This is a genomic window from Kitasatospora sp. NPDC048545 (assembly GCF_040651155.1).
Lineage (GTDB): Bacteria > Actinomycetota > Actinomycetes > Streptomycetales > Streptomycetaceae > Kitasatospora.
In genome coordinates this window covers 50,900-72,813 of sequence record NZ_JBEZIQ010000007.1, presented here as the reverse complement: position 1 = coordinate 72,813, position 21,914 = coordinate 50,900, and the positions used below count along the sequence as shown (strand labels likewise).

5 protein-coding genes are annotated in these 21,914 nt (G+C 75.0%); 3 read left to right on the top strand and 2 right to left on the bottom strand.

What is annotated here, in order from left to right:
• Nucleotides 1-79: 79 nt before the first annotated feature.
• Nucleotides 80-6,310, bottom strand: a complete 6,231-nt coding sequence (locus AB0D10_RS09480; protein WP_360253646.1) for an amino acid adenylation domain-containing protein — start codon at nt 6,308-6,310, stop codon at nt 80-82.
• Between the two features lie 405 nt (nt 6,311-6,715).
• Between AB0D10_RS09480 and AB0D10_RS09475 the strand changes: the two genes are divergently transcribed.
• A complete protein-coding gene (locus AB0D10_RS09475) occupies nt 6,716-7,174 on the top strand; it encodes a hypothetical protein (RefSeq protein WP_360253644.1) in 459 nt (152 codons plus the stop codon).
• 37 nt (nt 7,175-7,211) lie between these two features.
• On the opposite strand, the gene AB0D10_RS09470 is transcribed toward AB0D10_RS09475, so the two are convergent.
• A complete protein-coding gene (locus AB0D10_RS09470) occupies nt 7,212-8,831 on the bottom strand; it encodes an AMP-binding protein (RefSeq protein WP_360253642.1) in 1,620 nt (539 codons plus the stop codon).
• A 275-nt stretch (nt 8,832-9,106) separates the two neighbouring features.
• On the opposite strand from AB0D10_RS09470, the gene AB0D10_RS09465 reads away from it, so the two are divergent.
• Both AB0D10_RS09465 and AB0D10_RS09460 read left to right on the top strand, forming a co-directional pair.
• On the top strand, nt 9,107-15,427 hold the full coding sequence (locus tag AB0D10_RS09465) for an amino acid adenylation domain-containing protein (protein ID WP_360253640.1): 6,321 nt from the start codon (nt 9,107-9,109) through the stop codon (nt 15,425-15,427).
• Nucleotides 15,424-21,855 (top strand): amino acid adenylation domain-containing protein, encoded by a 6,432-nt coding sequence (locus tag AB0D10_RS09460; RefSeq protein ID WP_360253638.1) that lies wholly within the window; start codon nt 15,424-15,426, stop codon nt 21,853-21,855. Before AB0D10_RS09465 ends, AB0D10_RS09460 begins: the two co-directional genes overlap by 4 nt.
• Nucleotides 21,856-21,914: the final 59 nt, after the last annotated feature.

Genomic DNA, 21,914 nt, shown 5'->3' with positions numbered 1-21,914 from the left:
GGGGCCGCGGAGGTTGCGGAGGCCATGGGGCCGTATCGGTTCGGTCGGGTCCCGTGGCCGGTCGGGCCGGAGGGTGCGGTCAGCGGGTGTCGGGGTCCGCGAAGACCGTCCGGGTGGTGGTCGGGACGCACAGTGCGGCCAGGCGCCGCGGGGTGCGCTGTTGGAAGATCGCGCGGATGTCGACCGGGTGGCCGAACGCGGCCTCGATCCGGCCGGACAGCCGCAGCGCGGCCAGTGAGTCGCCGCCGCGGGCGAAGAAGTCGTCGTCCGCGTCCAGGGGTTCGGGTTCGGTGCCGCCGGACGAGCCGGCAGGGCCCGACGACCCGGACGCCCCCGACGACCCGGACGCCCCCGACGACCCCGACGCGCCCGACGGCCCGGCCGGGCGGCCCGCCGCGCCGATCGCCTCGGCGGCCAGCACCGCCAGGGTGTCCCGGGCGGCCCGCAGGGCGTCGGAGTCGGGCAGCAGTTCGCCGACCTTCGCCGCCGGCCGTTCGGCGATCGCGTGCAGCAGCGTGACCAGCAGTTCGCCGGCCCGTTCCGCGACCGCGGCCGGGACCAGGTCCGGCCGGTGGCTGAGCGCGAGGTGCAGCCGCTGCTCCGGGGTGACGGTCAGCCGGACCGGGTAGTGGTACGGGTCCTGGCCGAAGGTGTCGGCGATCCGCAGGTCGCCGGACGACCGCCCGGGGGCGGGCGCCGTCCCGACCGCCTCGGCGGCGGCGTAGTTCTCGAACACCAGGCAGCTGTCGAAGAGCCGGCGCCGGCCGGCGGCGCGCAGGATCTCGCCGAGCGCCAGGTGCCGGTGCGGGGCGAGTTCGGTCTGCTCCCGGTGGAGGTCCCGCAGCAGGGTGTCCAGCCCGGTGTCCGGGTCCAGCCGCACCCGGACCGGCACGGTGGTGACGAGCAGGCCGACCAGGTCCTCGTGGCCGGGCAGTTCCGGGGTGCGGATCGACCCGGTGGCGCCGAAGACCGGTTCGGGGACCCCGGTGAGGCGGTGCAGGGTGAGCGCCCAGGCCGCCTGGACCACCGTGTTGAGGGTGACGCCGTGTGTGCGGGCGGCCCGGCGGAGGGCTTCGGTGGTCTCCTCGGGGAGTTCCGCGGTGCGCCGCAGCGGTTGGGCGTGGACCCGCGCGGGGTCGCCGTCCGGTACGAGCAGGGTCGGGTCGGCGCCGGACAGCGCCTTCTGCCAGGCGCCGCGGGAGGCTTCGGCGTCCTGCCGGGCCAGCCAGTCGAAGTGCCGGCGGTACGGGACGGTGTCGGGCAGGTCGGTGTCGTCGCCGTCGTGCCGGTACAGGTGGGCCAGGTCGCGCAGCAGGATCGCGCTGGAGCGGCCGTCGACGAGGATGTGGTGGAGCGTCAGCACCAGCAGGTGGCGCCGTTTGCCGAGGCGCGCCAGCAGGCCGCGGACCAGCGGGGAGCGGGCCGGGTCGAACGGTTCCCGGCGTTCCTCGGCGAGGGTCTCGCGCCGCTTGGCCTGGTCGGCGCGGCGCAGGTCGAGCTCGCGCCAGGGGGCTTCGACGCGTTCGTCCAGGACCTGCACGGGTTCGCCGGAGGGCAGCAGGTCGAACCGGGCGCGCAGGGCCTCGTGGCGCCGGACCAGGGTCCGGAAGGCGGTGCGCATCCGGTCCGCGTCCAGGTCGCCGTCGAGTTCCAGCACGGTCTGGACGGTGTGCAGGTCGGGGGCGCCGTGTTCGTAGCGGGCGTGGAAGAGCAGGCCCTGCTGGGTGGGGGTGAGCGGGAGGACGTCGGCGACCGGTCCGTCCTGGGCGAGGGCGTCCAGTTCGTCCTGGGTGATCCGGACCAGGGGCACGTCGGAGGGGGTGAGTCCGTGGGCCGCCGGGCGGGCGGCGAAGGCGGCGAGGGCGCGCAGCGCGGTGGTCCACTCCTCGGCGAGGGACCGGACCTCGTGTTCGGCGAGCAGACCGGGGGACCAGGACCAGGTGGCGGTCAGGCGCAGGCCGCGGCCGCCGTCCTCGGCCACCGCGTTGACCTCCAGCGGGTGGGCCATCGGCTGGTCGGGGTGGACGGGCGGGGCGGCGGTCTCGCCGGCCGGGCGCCAGTGCGCCTCGGGGCCGGCGGTGAACCGGCCGAGGTAGTTGAAGGCGAGCTGGGGGTGGGGGAGCGTGCCGAGGGTGGCGCGGCCGTGGTCGTCGAGGTAGCGCAGCAGTCCGTAGCCGAGGCCGTGGTCGGGCACGCCGCGCAGCTGTTCCTTGACGGCCTTGAGGGCGCGGGCCAGGTCGGCGTCGTCGAGCGCGGCGGTGCCGGGGGTGAGCAGGACCGGATGCAGGGTGGTGAGCCACCCGACGGTGCGGCTGAGGTCCAGGCCGTCGAGGTCCCGGCGGCCGTGGCCCTCCAGGTCGACGAGGAGTCCGCCGGTGCCCCGGGAGCGGGCGGCGGCCAGGGCGAGGGCGGTCAGCAGGACCTCGTCGGGGCCGGCGCGGAAGGCCGTGGGCAGGGTGGTGAGCAGTGCCTCGGTCTCGGCGGGGGTGAGTTCGACGGTCAGGCTGCGGGCGGCGCCGTGCACGTCGCGGGCCGGGTCGGCGGCGCGGTCGGTGAGCTGCGGGCCGGCCTCGGTGAGGGTGCGCCGCCAGTGGTCCAGCTGGGCCGTGACGTGCGGGCGGCCGGCGGCGTCGGCGAGGGTCTCGTACCAGCGCCGCAGCGAGGTGGGGACCGGGTCGAGCCGGGCGGGTTCGCCGGTGCCGGCGGCCTGCCAGGCGGCGTGCAGGTCGGGGAGCAGGGCGCGCCAGGAGACGGCGTCCACGGCGAGGTGGTGGACGACGACGAGGAGGCGGCCGGAGGCGGTGCCGGCGTCGAACCAGACGGCCTGGAGCAGGTTCCCGGCGCGGGGGTCGAGCCGGTGGGCGGCCTCGGTGGCGTGTTGGGTGACGGCCGCGGCCAGGGCGTCCGGGGTGAGCCCGGCGACGTCGATCCGGCGGACGTGGTGGGCCGGGTCGCCGGTGCAGGCCGGGGGGACGGTCAGTGACCAGTCCTCGGTGAGCCGCATGCGCAGCGCGCCGTGCCGGTCGAGCAGGGCGCGGACCGCGCCGGTCAGCTGTTCCAGGCCGAGCCCGGGCGGCACGGTGAGCAGCGTGGACTGGTTGAACTCGTCGACGGGGCCTCCGAGTTCGCGGAGCCGGTGGACGATGGGCGGCGCCGGGAAGTCGCCTTCCCCGGCGTCGTGGGTGACCGGGACGGCCGTCCCGGCCGCGGGGCCGGACAGCGTGGCGAGCGCGGCCGCCGTGCGGTGCTCGAAGACCTGCTTGGCGGTCAGTTCGAGGCCGGCGCCGCGCGCCCTGGCGACCAGCTGCAGGGAGGTGATCGAGTCGCCGCCGAGTTCGAAGAAGCCGTCGTGGACGGAGCGGACGTCGCGGTTCAGCACCTCGCCGAACAGCCTGACCAGCAGTTCCTCGATCCGGTTGCGCGGCGGGCGGCCGCCGGCGCGGTCCTCGGCCCGGTCGGGGACGGGCGGCAGCGCGGCGCGGTCCAGCTTGCCGTTGGGCGTGAGCGGGATCTCCGGTACGGGGACGAAGGCGTCCGGCACCATGGCGGAGGGCAGCCGGGAGGCGACGTGCTCGCGCAGTTCCGCGGCTTCGGCGGCGCCGTCCAGGACGAGGTAGGCGACCAGCCGGTCGGCCGGCGGACCGGCCTGGACGACGACCACGCAGTGCCGCACCGCCGGGTGCCGGCACAGTTCCGCCTCGATCTCGGCGGGCTCCACCCGCTGGCCGCGGATCTTGACCTGGTCGTCGGCGCGGCCGAGGTAGACGAGTTCGCCGTCGGCGCCCCAGCGGGCGATGTCGCCGGTGCGGTACATCCGCTCGCCGGGCGCGCCGAAGGGGGCGGCGACGAAGCGTTCGGCGGTCACGCCGGGGCGGCGCACGTAGCCGCGGGCCAGGCTCGGTCCGGCGATGTAGACCTCGCCGGGCACGCCGACCGGGACGGGCCGCAGCCAGGTGTCGAGGACGTGCATCGCGGCGCCCGGGATCGCCCTGCCGATCGGGACGGCGCCGGGGGCGATCGGGTCGTCGGGGCCGCTGCGGAACTCCATGCAGCCGACGGTGGCCTCGGTCGGGCCGTACTCGTTGACGGCGGTGGCGGTCGGGTTGCCGGCCCGCCAGGCACGCAGCATCGCACCGGACAGCTGTTCGCCGCCGACCACCAGGTCGCGGGTGGGCGAGAGCCAGGCGTGGGTGTCCGCGAGCAGCGGCATCTGACTGGGCGTCACCTTGGCGAAGGTGGCCGGGCCGAGGCCGGCCGGGGCGGTCTCGGTGAGTTCGGCCATGTGCACCCGGCCGCCGGCGGTGAGGCCGCCGAAGACGCCGGTGACGGTGAAGTCGAAGGAGATCGGGGACTGCACGATCGCGGTCCCGGCGAGCCCCGGGTAGGTGTTCCGGGCGAACTCCAGGTAGACGCCGACGGAGCGGTGTTCGACCTGGACGCCCTTGGGGCGGCCGGTGGATCCGGAGGTGTAGATCAGGTAGGCGCCGTTTCCGGGGCGCAGCGGGCAGGTCCGTTCGGCGTCGGTGACGTTGCCGTCCGGGTGCGGTTCGGCCAGGAGGTCGGCGGGCCGCAGTGCCTCGGCCGGGAGGTCGCCGGGGGCGCGGTCGGTGAGCACCGCGGCGGGCCGGGCGTCCCGGAGCATGAAGGCGATCCGTTCGGCCGGGAGGGCCGGGTCGATCGGCAGGTAGGCGGCGCCGGACTTGAGCACGCCGAGCAGGGCGACGACCAGGTCGGCGTCGTGCGGGAGCAGGACGGCGACCACGGACTCGGGGCCGACGCCGCGCGCGATCAGGGCGCGGGCGATCCGGTTGGCGGCGGCGTTGGCGTCCCGGTAGCTGAGCGTGCGGTGCCGGTCGGAGAGCGCGACGGCGTCCGGCGCCGCGTCGACCCTGGCCTCGAACAGTGCGGGCACGGTGGTCACGGGTGCGGGGCCGCGGGCCGGGACGCCGGGGACGGGCAGGGCGGCCCGGGCGGCGTCGTCGAGGAGGTCGAGGGCGGCCACCGGGGCGTCCGGGGCGGTGGCGAGGGCGGTGAGCGCGGCCTCCAGCCGGCGCAGCACGCCGCGGGCCAGGTCGGCGTCGAACACCTCGCGGCGGTGGGTGAGTTCGAGGATCAGCCGGTCGCCGGGGACGACCACCAGGCTGAGCGGGTAGTGGGTGGAGCCGCGGGCGCCGTTCGGGTCGGCGGCCACCAGGTCGTCGGCGACCGGGGAGATCCGCAGTCCGGCCACCGGCTGGGCGGCGCCGTCGTCGCCGCCCGGGTCGGCGAGCGCCAGGAAGGTGTCGAAGAGGGTGCCGTGGCCGGCGGTCCGCTGGATCTCGGGCAGCGGGAGGTGGTGGTGCTCGGTGAGCGCCGACTGTTCGCGCTGCACCCGGTCCAGCAGGGCGTGCAGCGGTTCGGCCGGGTCCAGGCGCACGCGCACCGGAACGGAGTTGATGAGCAGCCCGACCATCTCCTCGACCCGGGGGGCCGCGGCGGAGCGCACCGAGACGGTCTGCCCGAAGACGACGTCGGTCTTCCCGGTCAGCGAGGCGAGGGTGAGCGCCCAGGCCGTCTGGGCGACGGTGTTGAGGGTCAGGCCGCGGGCCCGGGCGGCGTCCCGGACGGCGGCGGTGAGGTCGGCGGTGAGTTCGGCGGTGACCAGGTCGGGGAGTTCCTCGGCCGCGCCGGTGTGCTCGGGACCGGTCACGGTGGGCGCTTCGAGCCCGGCGAGGGCCAGCTGCCACGCCTGTTCGGACACCCGGGCGTCGCGCTTGGCCAGCCAGGCGAGGTAGCCGGTGGCGGGGACGGCCTTCGGCAGGGCGCTGTCGTCGCCGCCGGCCGCGTAGATCGTCACCAGGTCGCGCAGCACGGTCGACAACGACCAGCCGTCCAGCAGGATGTGATGATGCGTCAGAGTGAGGACGTGCGACTCGGGAGCGGTCCGGACGATCGAGAAGCGGATCAGCGGCGGGGCGCCCAGGTCGAAGCCGCGCAGTCGCTCCTCGGTGAGGTGACGGGCCAGTTCGGCGTCCGCGGCGCCGTCCAGGTCGAGTTCGGTGACGGGCGCGGTGACCTTGCGGTGCACCAGTTGCACGGCCTGCCCGTTCTTCCGCTGCTGGAAGGAGGTGCGCAGCGCGGCGTGCCGGTGGACCACGGCCCGGCAGGCGGCGCGCAGGCGGTCCCGGTCGAGCGGGCCGTCCAGCCGCAGCGCGGCCTGGCTGACGTACTCGTCGACGCCGTCCTGGCCGAGCAGCGAGTGGAAGAACAGCCCCTCCTGCAGGGGCGCGAGCGGAAGGACCGCTTCCAGCGGTGAGTCGTGGGCAGGCACTGGGTGGTCTCCAACCGGGGCGGGTTGCGGTCGCGCGGTCCGCGGGCGACGTCCGGCGCGGACCGGCCGGGATCGGCCGGGATCGCCGGGGCAGTGGGGCTGGGGCACATCAGAGGTGTCCGGGGCCGTCCGGCAGGCCCGCGTCGGCCATGCTTCCGGCTGCCGCGCGGCCCGGCCAGGCAAGTGCCCGGCAATCGAAATTGCATTCCAGCTGCCGATCGCGTGTAACGGTCTCCACCAGGGGAATTCGGTTCTGCGGAGGCGTCCGGAAGACGTCCCTATTCCGCCGGCGGGGGCTGCAGTAGGGTGCCTCTGCGCCGATCTGACGAGGCCGCGCCCGTGCTCACGGCACCGGTGCCGACGCGGGCGCCTCACACACGATGGGATTTCCCCGTGAAAGACAACATGGTCGAGATTCTGACCGCAGCCGTTCTGCTGTTCGGACTTGTCCGCGAGTTCAGGGACCAGCGCTTAACCGCTCTCCTGTGGGTGCTTCCGCTGATTCCGATCGCGGTCGGAGCCCTCCAGGACGACCTGATCGACCAGCACCGGAGCGGCGCCTCGATCGGGCTCGGTGCGGCGATCACCGGGGTCGGTCTGGTGCTGGGCGTGGCGTACGGCGCGCTGCTCCCGCTGACCCGGGACGCCGCCGGGTACGCCGTGTTCAAGGGCGGCCTGTACGCGGTGGCGGTCTGGGCGGGGCTGCTGGTCTCCCGGACGGCCTTCTTCAAGGTCGGTCAGAACCAGGACATCCGGACCGGGTTCGGCTTCCTGGCCATCTCGTTCGGCGCGATGCTGTTGGCGCGCACGCTGGTCGTCACGGTCCGGTCCCGGAAGCGCGTACCCGCCGGCTCGGCGGCCTGAGGCGGCAGGGCGGCGCTTCCGGGGCCGGTCAGGCCGGTCAGGCCGGCGTCAGGCTCCGGATGTCGCCGCCCAGGTCGCCGGCGGTCAGCGCCGCCCACATGACCCGGCGGCGCGGTTTGCCGCTGGAGGTGACGGCGAGGCCGCCGCGCGGCACCTCGACGGCGAGCAGGTCGGCCTCGTTGCCGAGGGCCTCGGAGAGCACCGCGTGCGCGGCGGCCTGCCACTGCGGGTCGGGCTTCTCCAGGACGACCACGCCGGTCGCGCGGTCCTCGCGGTGGCCCAGCAGGACGGCCACCCGCCGCTGGGGGATGCCGAGTTCGTGCAGCTTGGCCTCCAGGCTCTCGGCGAAGACCATCTTGCCGCGGACCTTGACGCCGTCGCCGAGCCGGCCGACCACGTAGAGCTGGCCCTCGTGCAGGAAGCCGGCGTCGCCGGTGTGCAGCACGCCGCCGTCGAGCACCGTGCCGGAGGCCGTGCCCGCGGCGCCCTGGTAGCGGGTGCCGAGGGTGTTCCCGCTCACCAGCACCTCGCCGACCACGCGGTCCGCCACCTCGGCGCCCTCGTCGTCCACCACGGTGACCGTCACACCGCGCAGCGGACGGCCGCAGCCGACGAAGCGCCCGGCCTGGTCGCCCTCCAGGGTGACCTCGCTCCAGCCCTCGCCGATCGGCAGGCCGGTGACCGCCAGGGTGGCCTCCGCGCCGCCGTACGCGGGCAGCAGCGCGCGCCGGTCGAAGCCGTGCGGGCCGAGCAGCGCCTCGAAGCCCTCCAGGACCTGCGGGTCGATCCGTTCCGCGCCGAGGATCAGCGAGCGGAAGGAGGAGAAGTCCAGGCCCTCCAGCTGGGCCGGCTTCACCCGGTGCAGGATGTACGCCAGGCCGAAGTTGGGCATGGCGGTCAGCCCGACCTTGTTGTCGCTGATGCAGCGCAGGTAGCGCAGCGGGGAGCGGATGAAGTCCTCCGGCTGCATCATCCAGCCGTCGCAGCTCATCGTGACGAAGTTGACCATGCAGCCGATCAGGCCCATGTCGTGGTGCACCGGAAGCCAGGAGGCGCCCGAGTACTCCGGGAGCCACTCCAGCCAACGGTGCATCGCGTTCACGTCGTTGGTCAGCGCCTCGTGGCCGACCAGGACGCCGCGGGAGCGGCCGCTGGAGCCGGAGGTGAACTGCAGCAGCGCGAACTCGGCCGGGGGGTACGGCTTCGGGGCCGGCTCGACGTCGGCGATGAAGGCGTCGAAGACCACCGGCTCGGGCAGGTCGAGCCCCTCGGTGACGGTGCGCACGGAGCTCCGCGACTCCTCGTCGCAGACGATCACCCGGGGCTGGGCGGTGTCGAAGAGGGCCCGCGCGTGCTCCGCGTACTCGCCGCCACGCTGGAACGCGAACGGCGGCGCGATCGAGCAGGGCGTGCAGCCCGCCGCGATGGCGCCGAAGAACGTCGCGACGAAGCCGGGGCTGCAGCGCTGGACCACGGCCACCACGTCGCCGTCCCGGGCACCGGCGGCGCGCAGGGCCTCGGCCGTGCGCAGCACCTTGTCGGCCAGCTCGGCGTAGCTGTGGAACTCCCAGGAGTCACCCGGACCGGCGAAGTGCAGGCCGCGCTCCTCCGAGGCCTCCTCGACCCAGTCCAGCAGGGCCCTGTCGGGGATGCTCATTGACCGATTCCTCCCAGATCCTTGCATTCTTCGGAGCAACGTGGCTGCCGCCCAGGCCGCATCCTCCGGTTCGTACGGGCAGGAAGCCAGGAATCGAGCGGGCAACTCCGGTCCGCCGCGCGGCCCGGACCAGCAAGGTCGATTGCCGGTCAGTTTCCTGGTCGGTTCACTGCTCGCGCGCAAGCATCGGCGGCGAGAACTGTGAGCGCGGTCCCGGGCCACCGGCCGGGGGGCCGCCCGGGCCGCCGGCCGACCGCCGCGGAGAGGAGCCAGGTGTGTACCGGGCAAGCGATCAAGAAGGATCCGGTCCGCACCCGTCGGTCCGCCGGGCCGGGGACCGGACGCCGCTGACCGCCGCCGGCCGGGCGCTGTGGCTCGCCCAGCAGTTCGCGCCGGACTCGCCGCGGTTCAACCTGGTGCGCCGCTTCGAGATCCGCGGCCCGCTCGACCCGGAGCTGTGGCACCGCGCGATCCGGCAGGCGCACGCCGAGAGCCAGGTCTTCGAGGTGCGGCTGGGCGAGGACGCGGACGGCCCGTACCAGGAGTACCTGGGCCGCTCGAACGCCGGCTGGGACGTCGTCGACCTCGCCGACCGGGCCGACCCGGAGCTGGCCGCCCACCGGTGGATCGCCGACCGGATGAGCACCACGTACGACCTGCGGCACGGGCCGGTGGGCGAGGACGTGCTGCTCAGGCTCGGTCCCGGGCACTGGTTCTGGTACAGCAGCTACCACCACGTGCTGACCGACATCCAGGGCCTGGCCATCCTCACCGAGCGGATCAACGCGCTCTACAAGGCGATGGTCGCCGGCGAGGAGCCGGGCGGCCGCCCGCTGCCGTCCTCCCTGCTGCTGCCCGTGGAGGAGGCCGCGTACCTGGCCTCGGAGCAGTACGGGGCGGACCGTGCGTACTGGCTGGAGCGGATGGCCGACCGGCCCGAGCCGGTCACCGTGGCCGCCCGCGCCGCCGACTGGGTGGGCGACGTGCTGCGCGCCCAGACCCTGCTGACCTCGACGTACGCGACCGCCCTGCGCAAGCTCGGCCGGCGCCGGCGCACCGACTGGACGGCCGTGGTCGCGGCCGGCGTCGCCGCCTACCTCAGCGGCCTGAGCGGCCACCAGGACCTGGTGCTCGGGCTGACCGCCACCGTCCGGCGCACCGACGCGGCCCGCACCACCCCGGGCATGCTCGCCAACGAACTGCCGCTGCGCGTCCGGCTGGACCCGGGGATGACGGTGGGTGAGCTGATCGACCACACCTCCACGCGGCTCGGCGAACTGCTCACCCACCAGCGCTTCCCGCACGAGCACATCCGGCGCGAGCTGGGCATGCGCGACGCGGGCGACCGGCTGTTCCACGCGGCGCTCAACCTGGTGCCCACCGGCGACCGCACCGAGCTGGCCGGCTTCCCCGCCACGGTGACCGGCCTCAACGCCGGGCAGGTCCCCGACCTGGTCCTCACCCTGTTCCCCGATCCGGCCGGCGGGCAGCACGTCCGCCTGGAGGGCAACGAGGCCCGCTACGACCAGGCCGACCTGGACGCCCACACCGTCCGGCTGCTGGCCTTCCTGCACCGCCTGGCCGAGGCCGACCCGGACACCCCGCTGGCCCGCCTCCAACTGGCGACGGCGGTCGAGCAGGACCGGGTGGTGAACGACTTCAACGACACCGAGTGGCCGACCGAGCGGGTCACCCTGCCGCAGCTGTTCGAGCGCTCGGCGGCGCGCACCCCGGACGCCGACGCGGTGGAGTTCGAGGGCCGGACCCTCACCTACCGCGAACTCGACGCCCGGGTGAACCGGCTGGCCCGGATGCTGGTGGAGCGCGGGGTGCACCGCGGCGGCTTCGTCGCCGTCGCCCTGCCGCGCGGCCTGGACAACCTGGTGGCGCTGCTCGCGGTGATGAAGGCCGGCGCCGTCTACTTCCCGGTGGACCCCGGCTACCCGGCGGACCGGGTGGACGGGATGCTGTCCGACGCCCGGCCCGACCTGATGCTCACCCGGCACGCCGACGGGCTCCCGGCCCGCGACGGCCTGGCCGCGGTGCACCTCGACGACGCCGCGGTGGCCGCCGCGCTGGACGCCGCCGACCCCGCCGAGCCGGCGCCGCCGACCGCGCCGACCCCCGCCGACATCGCGTACATGATCTACACCTCGGGCTCCACCGGCCGCCCCAAGGGCGTGCTGGTGCCGCACACCGGCCTGGCCGACTTCGCCGAGTCCCAGCCCGGCGTGCTGGCGCTGCGCGAGGGCGAGCGGGTGCTGATGATCAGCTCGCCCAGCTTCGACCCGTCGATGTGGGAGTTGTCGGTCTGGCTGATGAGCGGCGGCTGCGCGGTGATCGCCCCGCCGAGGCTGATGCCCGGCCCGCAGCTGGCCGACTTCATCGCCGAGCACCGGGTCAGCTGCGTGGGCACCGTGCCGTCGGTGCTGGCGGCCTTCCCGCCCGGCTCGCTGCCGGACGACCTGATCATCGCGGTCGGCGCGGAGGCGCTGCCGGCCGAGCTGGTCCGCCGCTGGGGCGGCGCGCACCGGCTGCACAACGTGTACGGCGCCACCGAGAGCACCGTGTTCACCACCATGACCGGCCCGCTGACCGGCCCCGGCACGCCGTCGATCGGCTCCCCGCTGCACAACGCCCGGGTGTACGTCCTGGACGCGCTGCTGCGCCCGGTGCCGCCCGGCGTGACCGGCGAGATCCACCTGGCCGGCCCCGGCGTCTCGGTCGGCTACCACCGCCGGCCCGACCTGACCTCGCAGCGCTTCGTCGCGGACCCCTGGGGCCCGCCCGGCAGCCGGATGTACCGCACCGGCGACAACGGCTCCTGGGGGCCGGACGGCAAGCTGCACTTCGTCGGCCGCAGCGACCACCAGGTGAAGATCCGCGGCTTCCGGGTCGAGCTCGGGGAGGTCGAGTCCAGACTCACCGCGCACCCCTCGGTCGCCCGGGCCGCCGTGGTGGCCCGCGCCGCGCAGGGCAGTGCGCGCCGCCTGGTCGCCTACGTGGTGCCCGCGCCCGACGCCGGGGTGGAGCCCGCCGAACTGCGCGCCTGGGTCGGCCGGACCCTGCCGGAGCACATGGTGCCCGCCGCGGTCGTCGCCCTGGACGCCTTCCCGCTCACCTCCAACAACAAGATCGACCGGGACGCGCTGCCCGAGCCCGACATCCGCGGCGGCGCCACCCGCCGACCGCCGCGCACCCGGACCGAGACCGTCATGTGCGAGCTGCTGCACGAGGTGCTCGGCGCGGACGAGATCGGCATCGACGACAGCTTCTTCGACCTGGGCGGCGACTCCATCACCGCCGTCCAGCTCGCCGCACGGGCGGTCAACTCCGGGCTCGCGCTCACCCCGCAGGACGTCCTGACCTACCGCACCGCCGCCACCATGGCCGCGGTCGCCGACGGCGGCCGCGCCGCGGACCTCGACCGGTCGCTGCTGACCGACGCCGGCGGCCCGGCCGCGGGGCTGCCGCTGACCCCGCTGCAGCAGGGCATGCTGTTCCACTCGCTGTACGCGGACGACACCGGCGCCGACCCGTACATCGGCCAGATGGTGTTCGAGCTGACCGGCGAGGTCGCGCTCGACCGGCTGCACGCCGCCTGCGACGCGCTGGTCGCCCGGCACGACGCGCTGCGCGCCCACTTCGAGCTGGACGGCCTGGGCGAGGCCCGGCAGACCATTCCGGCCGCGGTGGCGGTGCCCTGGGCCGAGCACGACCTGCGCGCACTCGGCGCCGACGCGCAGGAGGCGCGCACCGCCGAACTGCTGGCCGCCGACAAGGCGACCCGCTTCGACCTGGCGAAGCCGCCGCTGCTGCGGTTCGCCGTGATCAGCACCGCCGACGACCGGCACCTGCTGGTCTTCACCAGCCACCACGTGCTGTTCGACGGCTGGTCCGTCGGGATCATGCTGAAGGACCTGTTCGCGGCCTACTCCGAGGTCTCCGAGCCGTCCGGGAAGGTCTCCTTCGCGGCCTACCTGCGCTGGCAGGACCGCCAGCCGAAGGGGCCTGCCGCGGACGCCTGGAAGCGCGCGCTGGCCGGGATCGAGCAGCCCTGCCTGGTCGCCCCGGGGGCGCCGCTGACCACCGAGATGCCCGCGCTGATCCGCCGGTCGCTGTCCGGGAAGCTCTCCGCGGACCTGGGCCGCAGCGCCCGTACGGCCGGTCTGACGGTGAACACCGTCCTCCAGGGCGCCTGGGCGGCGCTGCTCGGGCAGCTGACCGGCCGGGACGACGTGGTCTTCGGCGCCTCGGTCTCCGCCCGGCCGCCGCAGCTGGCCGGGATGCAGGACCTGGTCGGCCTGGTGATGAACACCGTCCCGGTGCGGGTCCGGCTCTCCGCCGAGCGGACGCTGTCCGAGCTGCTCACCGAGGTCCAGGCCGAGCAGGCCGGGCTCGGCGCGCACCACCACCTGGGCCTGGCCGACATCCAGCGCGGCCTCGGCCTCGGTGAACTCTTCGACACCACCATGGTGTTCGAGAACGCGCCGGCCGACCGCGAGGCGATCCGCCGCACCCTGCCGGGGCTGGAGATCGCGGTCGCGGAGTCCGACCGCACGGGCGTCACCCACTACCCGCTCAGCCTGATCGTCCACCCCGGCCCGCAGCTGCGGCTGGAGCTGACCTACCGCGACGACCTGTACACCGCCGAGCAGGCGCAGGCACTGCTGGAGCGGCTGGAGCGGTACCTGCGGGCCTTCGTCGCGCAGCCCGGACTTCCGCTCGGGCGCGTCGAGTTGGTCGACGCCGAGGAGCGCCGGGAGCTGGTCGGGGCGTGCAACGAGACCGCCGTGGCGCACGAGGAGGGCACCCTGCACGGGCTGTTCACCGCGCAGGCCCGCCGCACACCGGACGCCGAGGCCGTGGTGTACGGCGAGCGCCGGGTCAGCTACGCCGAACTCCACGCGCTCTCCGGCCGGTTGGCCGCGGCCATGGCCGCCGACGGGATCGGCCCGGGTGACGTGGTCGCGGTGGCCCTGCCGCGCGGGGTGGACCTGGTCGTGGCGCTGCTCGCGGTGCTGCGCACCGGCGCCGCCTACCTCCCGCTGGACCCGGAGTATCCGCCGGAGCGGGTGCGGGCGATGACCGAGGACGCCCGTCCGGCGCTCACCCTGGACGGGCGGAGCTTCGCCGAGCTGTCGGCGCGGGAGGACGCGGGCCCGGCGCCGGACCGCGCGGTCGACCCGGTGCACACCTCGTACGTGATCTTCACGTCCGGGTCCACCGGTCGCCCCAAGGGCATCGTGGTCGCCCACCGCGGCATCGTGAACTACCTGCGCTGGATGCAGCGGCGCTTCCCGCTGGCGCCCGGCGACCGGGTGCTGCAGCGCACCTCGATCAGCTTCGACCCGTCGGTGTGGGAGATCTTCTGGACCCTGCACGTCGGCGCGACGATGGTGGTCGCGCTGCCGGAGGCCGACCAGCACCCCGGCTACCTGCCGGAGCTGATCCGCACCGAGCGGATCCACACCGCGCAGTTCGTGCCGTCCACCCTGGAGCTGTTCCTGCTGGAGCCCGGCGCCGCCGGGTGCGACAGCCTGCGCCAGGTGTTCTGCGGCGGTGAGAAGATGACCGCCGGTCTGGTGGAACGTTTCCGCACGGCCACCGACGCCGACCTGCACAACCTGTACGGCCCGACCGAGGTCTCCGTCTACACCACCACCTGGCAGGCCGGGTCGGAGACCGGAACCGCCGACGTCCCGGTCGGCAGCCCCGCCGACAACCTGCGGGTGTACCTGCTGGACGGAGCCCTGCGTCCGGTCCCGGCCGGCATGCCCGGCGAGATCTACATCGCCGGCACCGGCGTGACCGACGGCTACACCCGCCGCCCCCTGCTGACCGCCGAACGGTTCGTCCCCGACCCCTTCGGCCGGCCCGGCACCCGGATGTACCGCACCGGCGACCTCGGCGTGCGCCGCCCCGACGGCGCGGTGCGCTACCTCGACCGCGCCGACCACCAGGTGAAGATCCGCGGCCACCGGATCGAACTCGGCGAGATCGACTCGGCACTGTCCGCGGTGGACGGCATCCGGCAGGTCGCCACGGTCGTCCGCGAGGACGTCCCCGGCAGCCCGCGCATCGTCTCGTACGCCGTGCCCCGGCCCGGCGCGGTGCCCGACCTGGACACCGCCCGCAAGCAGGTCGCGGAGCAACTGCCCGAGTACATGGTCCCGTCCGCGATCGTGTCGCTCGCCGCCCTGCCGCTCACCCCCAACGGCAAGCTCGACCGGGCCGCCCTGCCCGCCCCGCAGGCGGGCCGACGGGAGCGGCGCGAGCCGCGCACCGACCGCGAGCGCCTGCTCTGCCGCCTCTTCACCGAGGTGCTCGACGGACAGCAGGTGGGCATCGACGACAACTTCTTCGACCTGGGCGGCGACTCCATCGCCTCCACCCGGCTGGCCGGCCGGGCCCGGATCGCAGGCCTGTCCCTCACCCCACGGGACGTGTTCCGTCACCGCACCGTGGCGGCTCTGGCGGAAGTCGCCACCGAGACCGAGCCCGAGGCCGCCGTCGCCCCGCCGGCGGCGCCCCGGATCGAACTCGACGCCGACGAGCTCGCCGAACTCGAAGCGCACTGGAGAAGTGGGAAATGAAGCCGACCTCGTTCGACGCGATCTGGCCGTTGACGCCGCTGCAGGAGGGCATGCTCTTCCACGCCCTGTACGACGGCGGACAGGAGGGCGTCGACCATTACAACATGCAGCTCCCGATCGAGCTGACCGGACCGCTCGACCGGACCGCGCTGCGCCGCGCCTGCGAACTGGTCGTGGCCCGCCACCCCGCCCTGCGCGTCGGGTTCCTGCAGCGCCGCTCGGGCGAGCCGTTCCAGGCCGTGGCGTCCCAGGTGGAACTGCCGTGGACCGAGGCCGACCTCACCGGCCTCGACCCGGCCGGACAGCAGGCCCGGCTCCGGGAGGTGCTCACCGAGGAGCGCCACCGCCGCTTCGAGATGACCCAGCCGCCACTGCTGCGCTTCACCCTGGTCGCCCTGGCCGCCGACCGGCACGTCCTCGTGCTGACCAACCACCACATCCTGCTGGACGGCTGGTCGATGCCGGTGGTCGTCGAGGACCTGTTCCGGATCCTCACCCACGGCGGCGACGCCACCGCCCTGGACCCGGCGGTCTCCGTCGGCGACTACCTCGGCTGGCTGGGCGCCCGCAACCGCGGCGCCACCGAGGCCGCCTGGGGCAAGGCACTGGCCGGCCTGGAGGGCCCGACCCTGCTCGGCCGCGGCGCCGAACCGGCCGCCGGCGGCGTCTCCCAGCGCCGGATCCGCCTGGAACTCGACGAGGAACGCTCCCGCGCGCTGGCCGAGGCCGCCCGCGGCCGCAACCTCACCGTCAACACCGTGATCCAGGGCGCCTGGTCGCTGCTGCTCGCCCTGATGACCGGCAGCGACGACGTGGTCTTCGGCTGCACCGTCGCCGACCGCCCGGCCGCCGTCCCCGGCGTGGACCGGGTCGTCGGCCTGCTGATCAACACCGTCCCGGCCCGGGTCCGGATCGACCCCACCGAGCCGTTCGGCGCCCTGCTCGACCGCATCCAGGACGAGCAGTCCGAACTCGGCGAGCACTCCTGGCTCGGCCTCGCCGACATCCACCGGATCAGCGGCCACGACAGCCTGTTCGACACCACCCTCGCCTTCGAGAACTTCCCGCTGCCGGCCTCCGCCCGCGGCGTCGAAGTTGCCGGTCTGCGCCTCGCCCTTGCCGGTGAGGCCGTCGACGAGGTCCCGGAAGGCACCCACTACCCGCTCAGCCTCGCCGTCTTCCCCGGCCCGACCACCGTCTTCGAGCTCAACCACCGCCCCGACCTGTACCCGAAGGAGCGGGCCGAGGCCCTGCTGGAACGCCTCGCCCTGCTCGTCGGGCACGCCGTCGACCGGCCGGACACCCCGGTCGGCCGGCTGCCGCTGCTCACCGCCGAGGAACGCCGCCGCATCGACCGGGCCGCCGCCCCGGCCCCGGTCGCCACACCGCCCGGCACCCTGGTCGACCTGTTCGAGGCCCAGGCCGCCCGCACCCCGGACGCGCCCGCCGTCAGCTGCGGCGCCGAGAAGCTGACCTTCGCCGAACTCGACACCGCCGCCAACCGGCTCGCCCGGCAGCTGGTCGCCCGCGGCGCCGCCCCCGAACGGCCCGTGGTGATGGCCCTGCCGCGCACCGCCGGGGCCGTCGTTGCCCTGCTGGCGATCCTCAAGTCCGGTGCGGTGTACGTCCCGGTCGACCTGGAACAGCCCGTCGAGCGGATCGCCGCCGTCTTCGGCGAACTGCGCCCGCACCTCGTCGTCACCACCGCCGCGGCCGCCGCCCGGCTGCCCGGCGGCACCGAGCGGGTGCTGCCGGACGAACTCCCCCGGGAGGAGAACGGCGCCGTCCTCACCGACGCCGACCGGCTCGCCCCGCTGCGCCCGGACCACCTCGCCTACACCGTCTACACCTCCGGCTCCACCGGCCGCCCCAAGGGCGTCGCGATCGAACACCGGTCGCTGGCCAACATGTTCCACAGCCACCGCAACCACCTGTTCGAGCCGGAGCAGGCGGCGGCCGGCCGTCCGCTGCGCGCCGCGCTGACCAACTCCCTGGTGTTCGACGCCTCGTGGAGCCAGCTGCTGTGGATGGTCGGCGGCCACGAGCTGCACATGATCGAGGAGGAGCTGCGGGCCGACCCGCACGCCCTGCTCGACCACGTCACCCGGCACGGCATCGAGGTGCTGGACACCACGCCGAGCTTCGCCCGCCAGCTGATCGCCGAGGGACTGCTCGACGAGGGCCGTACGGTCCGCGTCCTCGCGCTCGGCGGCGAGGCCGTCGACGAGCCGCTGTGGCGGCGGCTGCGCGACACCCGGGGCCTGTCCGCGTACAACCTCTACGGGCCCGCCGAGTGCACCGTCGACCCGATGTACGCCCGCTTCGCGGCGCACGAGCACCCGGTGATCGGGGGCCCCGCCGACAACCTGCGGGCGCACCTGCTGGACGACGCGCTGCGGCCCGTCCCGCCGGGTGTGACCGGCGAGCTGTACCTGGCCGGCGCCGGCCTCGCCCGCGGCTACCTCGGGCAGCGGGTGCTCACTGCCGAGCGCTTCGTCGCCGACCCGTTCGGTGCGCCGGGCACCCGGATGTACCGCACCGGCGACCGCGCCCAGCGCGACGACGACGGCACCCTGGTCTTCCTCGGCCGCACCGACGACCAGATCAAGATCCGCGGCTTCCGGGTCGAACCGGGCGAGATCGAGGCCGTGCTGGCCGCCGCGCCCGAGGTGCGGCACGCCGTCGCGGTGGCCCGCGAGGACCGCCCCGGATCCCCGGTGCTGGTCGCCTACGTGGTCGCCGCGCCCGGCGCCACCGCGGACGGGCGGGCGCTGCGCGCCCGGGCCGCCGAGGTGCTGCCCGGCTACATGGTGCCGAGCGCCGTGGTCGTCCTGGACGAGCTGCCGACGACCGTCAACGGCAAGGTGGACAAGGCGGCGCTGCCCGCCGTCGGCTTCGAGGGCGACGGCGCGGGCGGCGAGCCGCGCGACGAGCAGGAGGAACTGCTCCACGGCCTGTTCGCCGAGGTGCTGCGGGTCGAGCGGATCGGCATCCACGACAACTTCTTCAACCTGGGCGGCGACTCACTGCTGTCCATGCGGCTCTCCGCGCTGGCCCGTCGGGCCGGGCTCGCGCTGAGCCCCCGGGACGTCTTCCTGCACCGCACGGTGGCCGCCCTGGCCGCCGCCGCCCGGGCCGCCGACGCCGGGGACACCGGCGCCGAACCGCCGGCCGACGGCCCGCTGCCGGAGCTGACCGCCGAGGAACGCGCCGAGGTCGACGCCGCCCATCCCGACGCCGTCGAGGTGTGGCCGCTGACCTCGCTCCAGCAGGGCATGAGCTTCCACGCCCTGCTCGCGCCCGACCGGGTCGACCCGTACGTCACCCAGCAGGTCTTCGACCTGGACGGGGAGGTGGCGCCCGCCGTCCTGCGCGCCGCCTTCGACACGGTCCTCGGCCGGCACGCCAACCTGCGCGCCCGCTTCGCGCGGCTGCGCTCCGGCCGGGCCGTGCAGGTGATCCCCGAGCGGGTCGAGGTGCCCTGGCGGGAGGTCGACCTCGCCGCCCTGGCCCCCGCGGAGCAGGACCGCCGGGTCGGGGAACTGGTCGCAGAGGAGCACGACCGGCCGTTCCCGATCGGCTCCGCCCCGCTGCTGCGGGCGCTGCTGGTCCGGCTCGCCGGGGACCGCCACGTCCTGGTCGTGACGGACCACCACATCCTGCTGGACGGCTGGTCGGTGCCGCTGTTCTACCGCGAGCTGTTCACCGCGTACGCCGCCGGCGGCTCCGCCGAGGGGCTGCCCGAGCCGGTGCCGTTCCGCCGGGTGCTCGCCTGGCTGGCCGGCCGGGACGGCGCGGCGGCCGAGCGGGCCTGGGCCGGGGCCCTCGCGGGCCTGGACGAGCCCACGCTGGTCGCCCCGCACGCCGACCTGTCGGTGCTCGCCGCGCAGGGCACCGCCCACGCGGTCCTGGACGCCGGATCCTCGGCCCGGATCACCGCCGCGGCCCGGGCCGCCGGGATCACCGTGAACACCCTGCTGAACGGCGCCTGGGCGATCGCCCTGGAGCGGCTGACCGGCCGGGGCGACGTCGTCTTCGGCGCCTCGGTGTCCGGGCGCTCCCCCGAGCTGCCCGGCATCGAGGACGCGATCGGCCTGGTCATGAACACCGTGCCGTTCCGGGCCGTGCTCGACCCGGCGGAGCCGCTGTCCGCCGCCCTGGTCCGGATGCAGACCGAGCAGTCCGAGCTGATCGCCCACCACCACCTCGGGCTGCCCGAGATCCAGCGGGCGGTCGGGCTCGGCGAACTCTTCGACACCATCGTCGGCTTCGAGAACGCCGGCATCGACCACGCCGAGGCGCGCGAGCCCGTCCCCGGCCTGGGCATCGGGCTGCGCGAGCCGTCCGTCCCCGGCTCCGCCCACTACCCGCTGCGGCTGCTGGTGCGCCCGGGCGAGCAGCTGGACGTCAAGCTCCACTACCGCACCGACCTGTACGGCGAGGCCGAGGCGGGCGACCTGCTGGCCTCGGTACTGCGGGTGCTGGAGACCTTCGCCGAGGCGCCGGGGACCCGGCTCGCCGCGCTGGACCTGCTGGCCGCGCCGACCCGGGAGGCCGTCCTGGAACGGTGGGCGGCGACCGCCCCCGCCACGCCCGCGGCCACCATCCCGGCGCTGTTCGCCGAGCGGGTCGCCGAGCACCCCGGGGCACCCGCCGTGCTGACCGGCACCGAGGAGCTGAGCTACGCCGAACTCGACGGCCGGTCCAACCGGCTGGCGCGCGTCCTGCTCTCGCACGGGGCCGGCCCGGAGCGCGTCGTCGCGGTCCTCCTGCCCCGCACCGCCGAACTGGTCACCACCATCCTGGCGATCTGGAAGAGCGGCTCCGTCCACATGCCGGTGGACACCGACTACCCGGCGGACCGGATCGGGTTCATGCTCACGGACGCCCGGCCGGACCTGATCCTGGCCGCGCCCGACGCCGTGGACGGGATCCCGGCGGAGCTGCGCGACCGGGTGGTGACCACGGACCGGCTGACCGCCCCGGCGGACACCCCGTCCGGTGAGGTCACCGACGCCGAGCGCGGCCGCCCGCTGCTGCCCGCCTGCGGCGCGTACATCATCTTCACCTCGGGCTCCACCGGCCGCCCCAAGGGCGTCCTGGTCACCCACGCCGGCCTGGCGAGCTTCCTCGCCACCCAGCGGCGCCACCTGGACCTCGGCCCCGGCCGCAAGGTGCTGTGGTTCGCCTCGCCCAGCTTCGACGGCGCCATGGGCGAGCTCAACACCGCGCTGCTGAGCGGCTCCTGCGTGGTCGTCGGCAGTTACGACGAGATGCTGCCCGGGCAGCCGCTGGCCGACTGGGTGGCCCGCACCGGCGTGCAGACCCTGACCATCCCGCCGTCCTCGCTGGCAGCGATGGCCGACGGCAGCCTCCCGGAAGGGATCACCCTCGTCACCGGCGGCGAGGTCCTGCCGCCCGAACTGGTGGCCCGCTGGGCCCCGGGCCGGCGGATGCTGAACATCTACGGCCCGACCGAGACGACGATCATCGCGACCGTCGGCGGACCGCTGGAGCCCGGCGTCGCCGTGTCGATCGGCGTCCCGGTGGTCGGCGCCCGGATCCGGGTCCTGGACCACTGCCTGCGCCCGCTGCCGGCCGGTGTGCCCGGCGAGGTGTACATCTCCGGCGCCGGCCTGGCCCGCGGCTACCTGCACCGGCCCGACCTCACCGCGAGCCGCTACGTCGCCGACCCGTTCGGCGCGCCGGGCGACCGGATGTACCGCACCGGCGACATCGCCCGCTGGCTGCCGGACGGCCGGCTGGACTACGTGCGCCGCGCCGACGACCAGGTGAAGCTGCGCGGCTTCCGGATCGAACCGGGCGAGATCGAGGCCGTGCTGGCCGCCGACCCGGGCGTGCGGCACGCCACCGTGCAGCTGCGCGAGGACACCCCCGGTTCGCGACAGCTGGTTGCCTACGTGGTCCCGGCCGGGCCGGACGGCACCGACCCCGCCGCGCTGCGCGAGCGGGTCGCCGCCCACCTGCCGGAGTACATGGTGCCGGCCGCCGTGGTCGAGATCCCCGAGCTGCCCACCACGCCGCACGGCAAGCTGGACCGGGCCGCGCTGCCCGCCCCCCGCTTCGCCGCGGCCGAGGGCAGCCGGGCGCCGCGCACCCCGCGCGAGGAACTGCTGCGGCAGCTGTTCGTCGACGTGCTCCAGGTCGAGCGGATCGGCATCGACGACAGCTTCTTCGCGCTCGGCGGCGACTCGATCATGTCGATCAAGCTGGTCACCGCGGCGCGCGAGGCCGGGCTGGAGATCTCCCCGCGGGACGTCTTCACCCACAAGTCCGTCGCCGAACTGGCCGCCGTGGTCACCGAGTCGGCGCCGCAGAGCGCCGACGAGGAGGCCGAGGAGCCGCTCGTCGACCTCGACCAGGACGAACTCGACGAGTTCATCGCCAAGTTCGCCCAAGAGGACTGACCGACCCGGGCGGCGGAGCCAGCCGGGACCCTGCTCGGCCCTCCGCCCGTGACACCGCC

Excerpts from the sequence above, each read along its gene's own strand:
- AB0D10_RS09475 (WP_360253644.1), top strand. The coding sequence starts at position 6,716 with ATGGTCGAGATTCTGACCGCAGCCGTTCTGCTGTTCGGACTTGTCCGC.
- AB0D10_RS09470 (WP_360253642.1), bottom strand. The coding sequence starts at position 8,831 with ATGAGCATCCCCGACAGGGCCCTGCTGGACTGGGTCGAGGAGGCCTCG.
- AB0D10_RS09460 (WP_360253638.1), top strand. The coding sequence starts at position 15,424 with ATGAAGCCGACCTCGTTCGACGCGATCTGGCCGTTGACGCCGCTGCAG.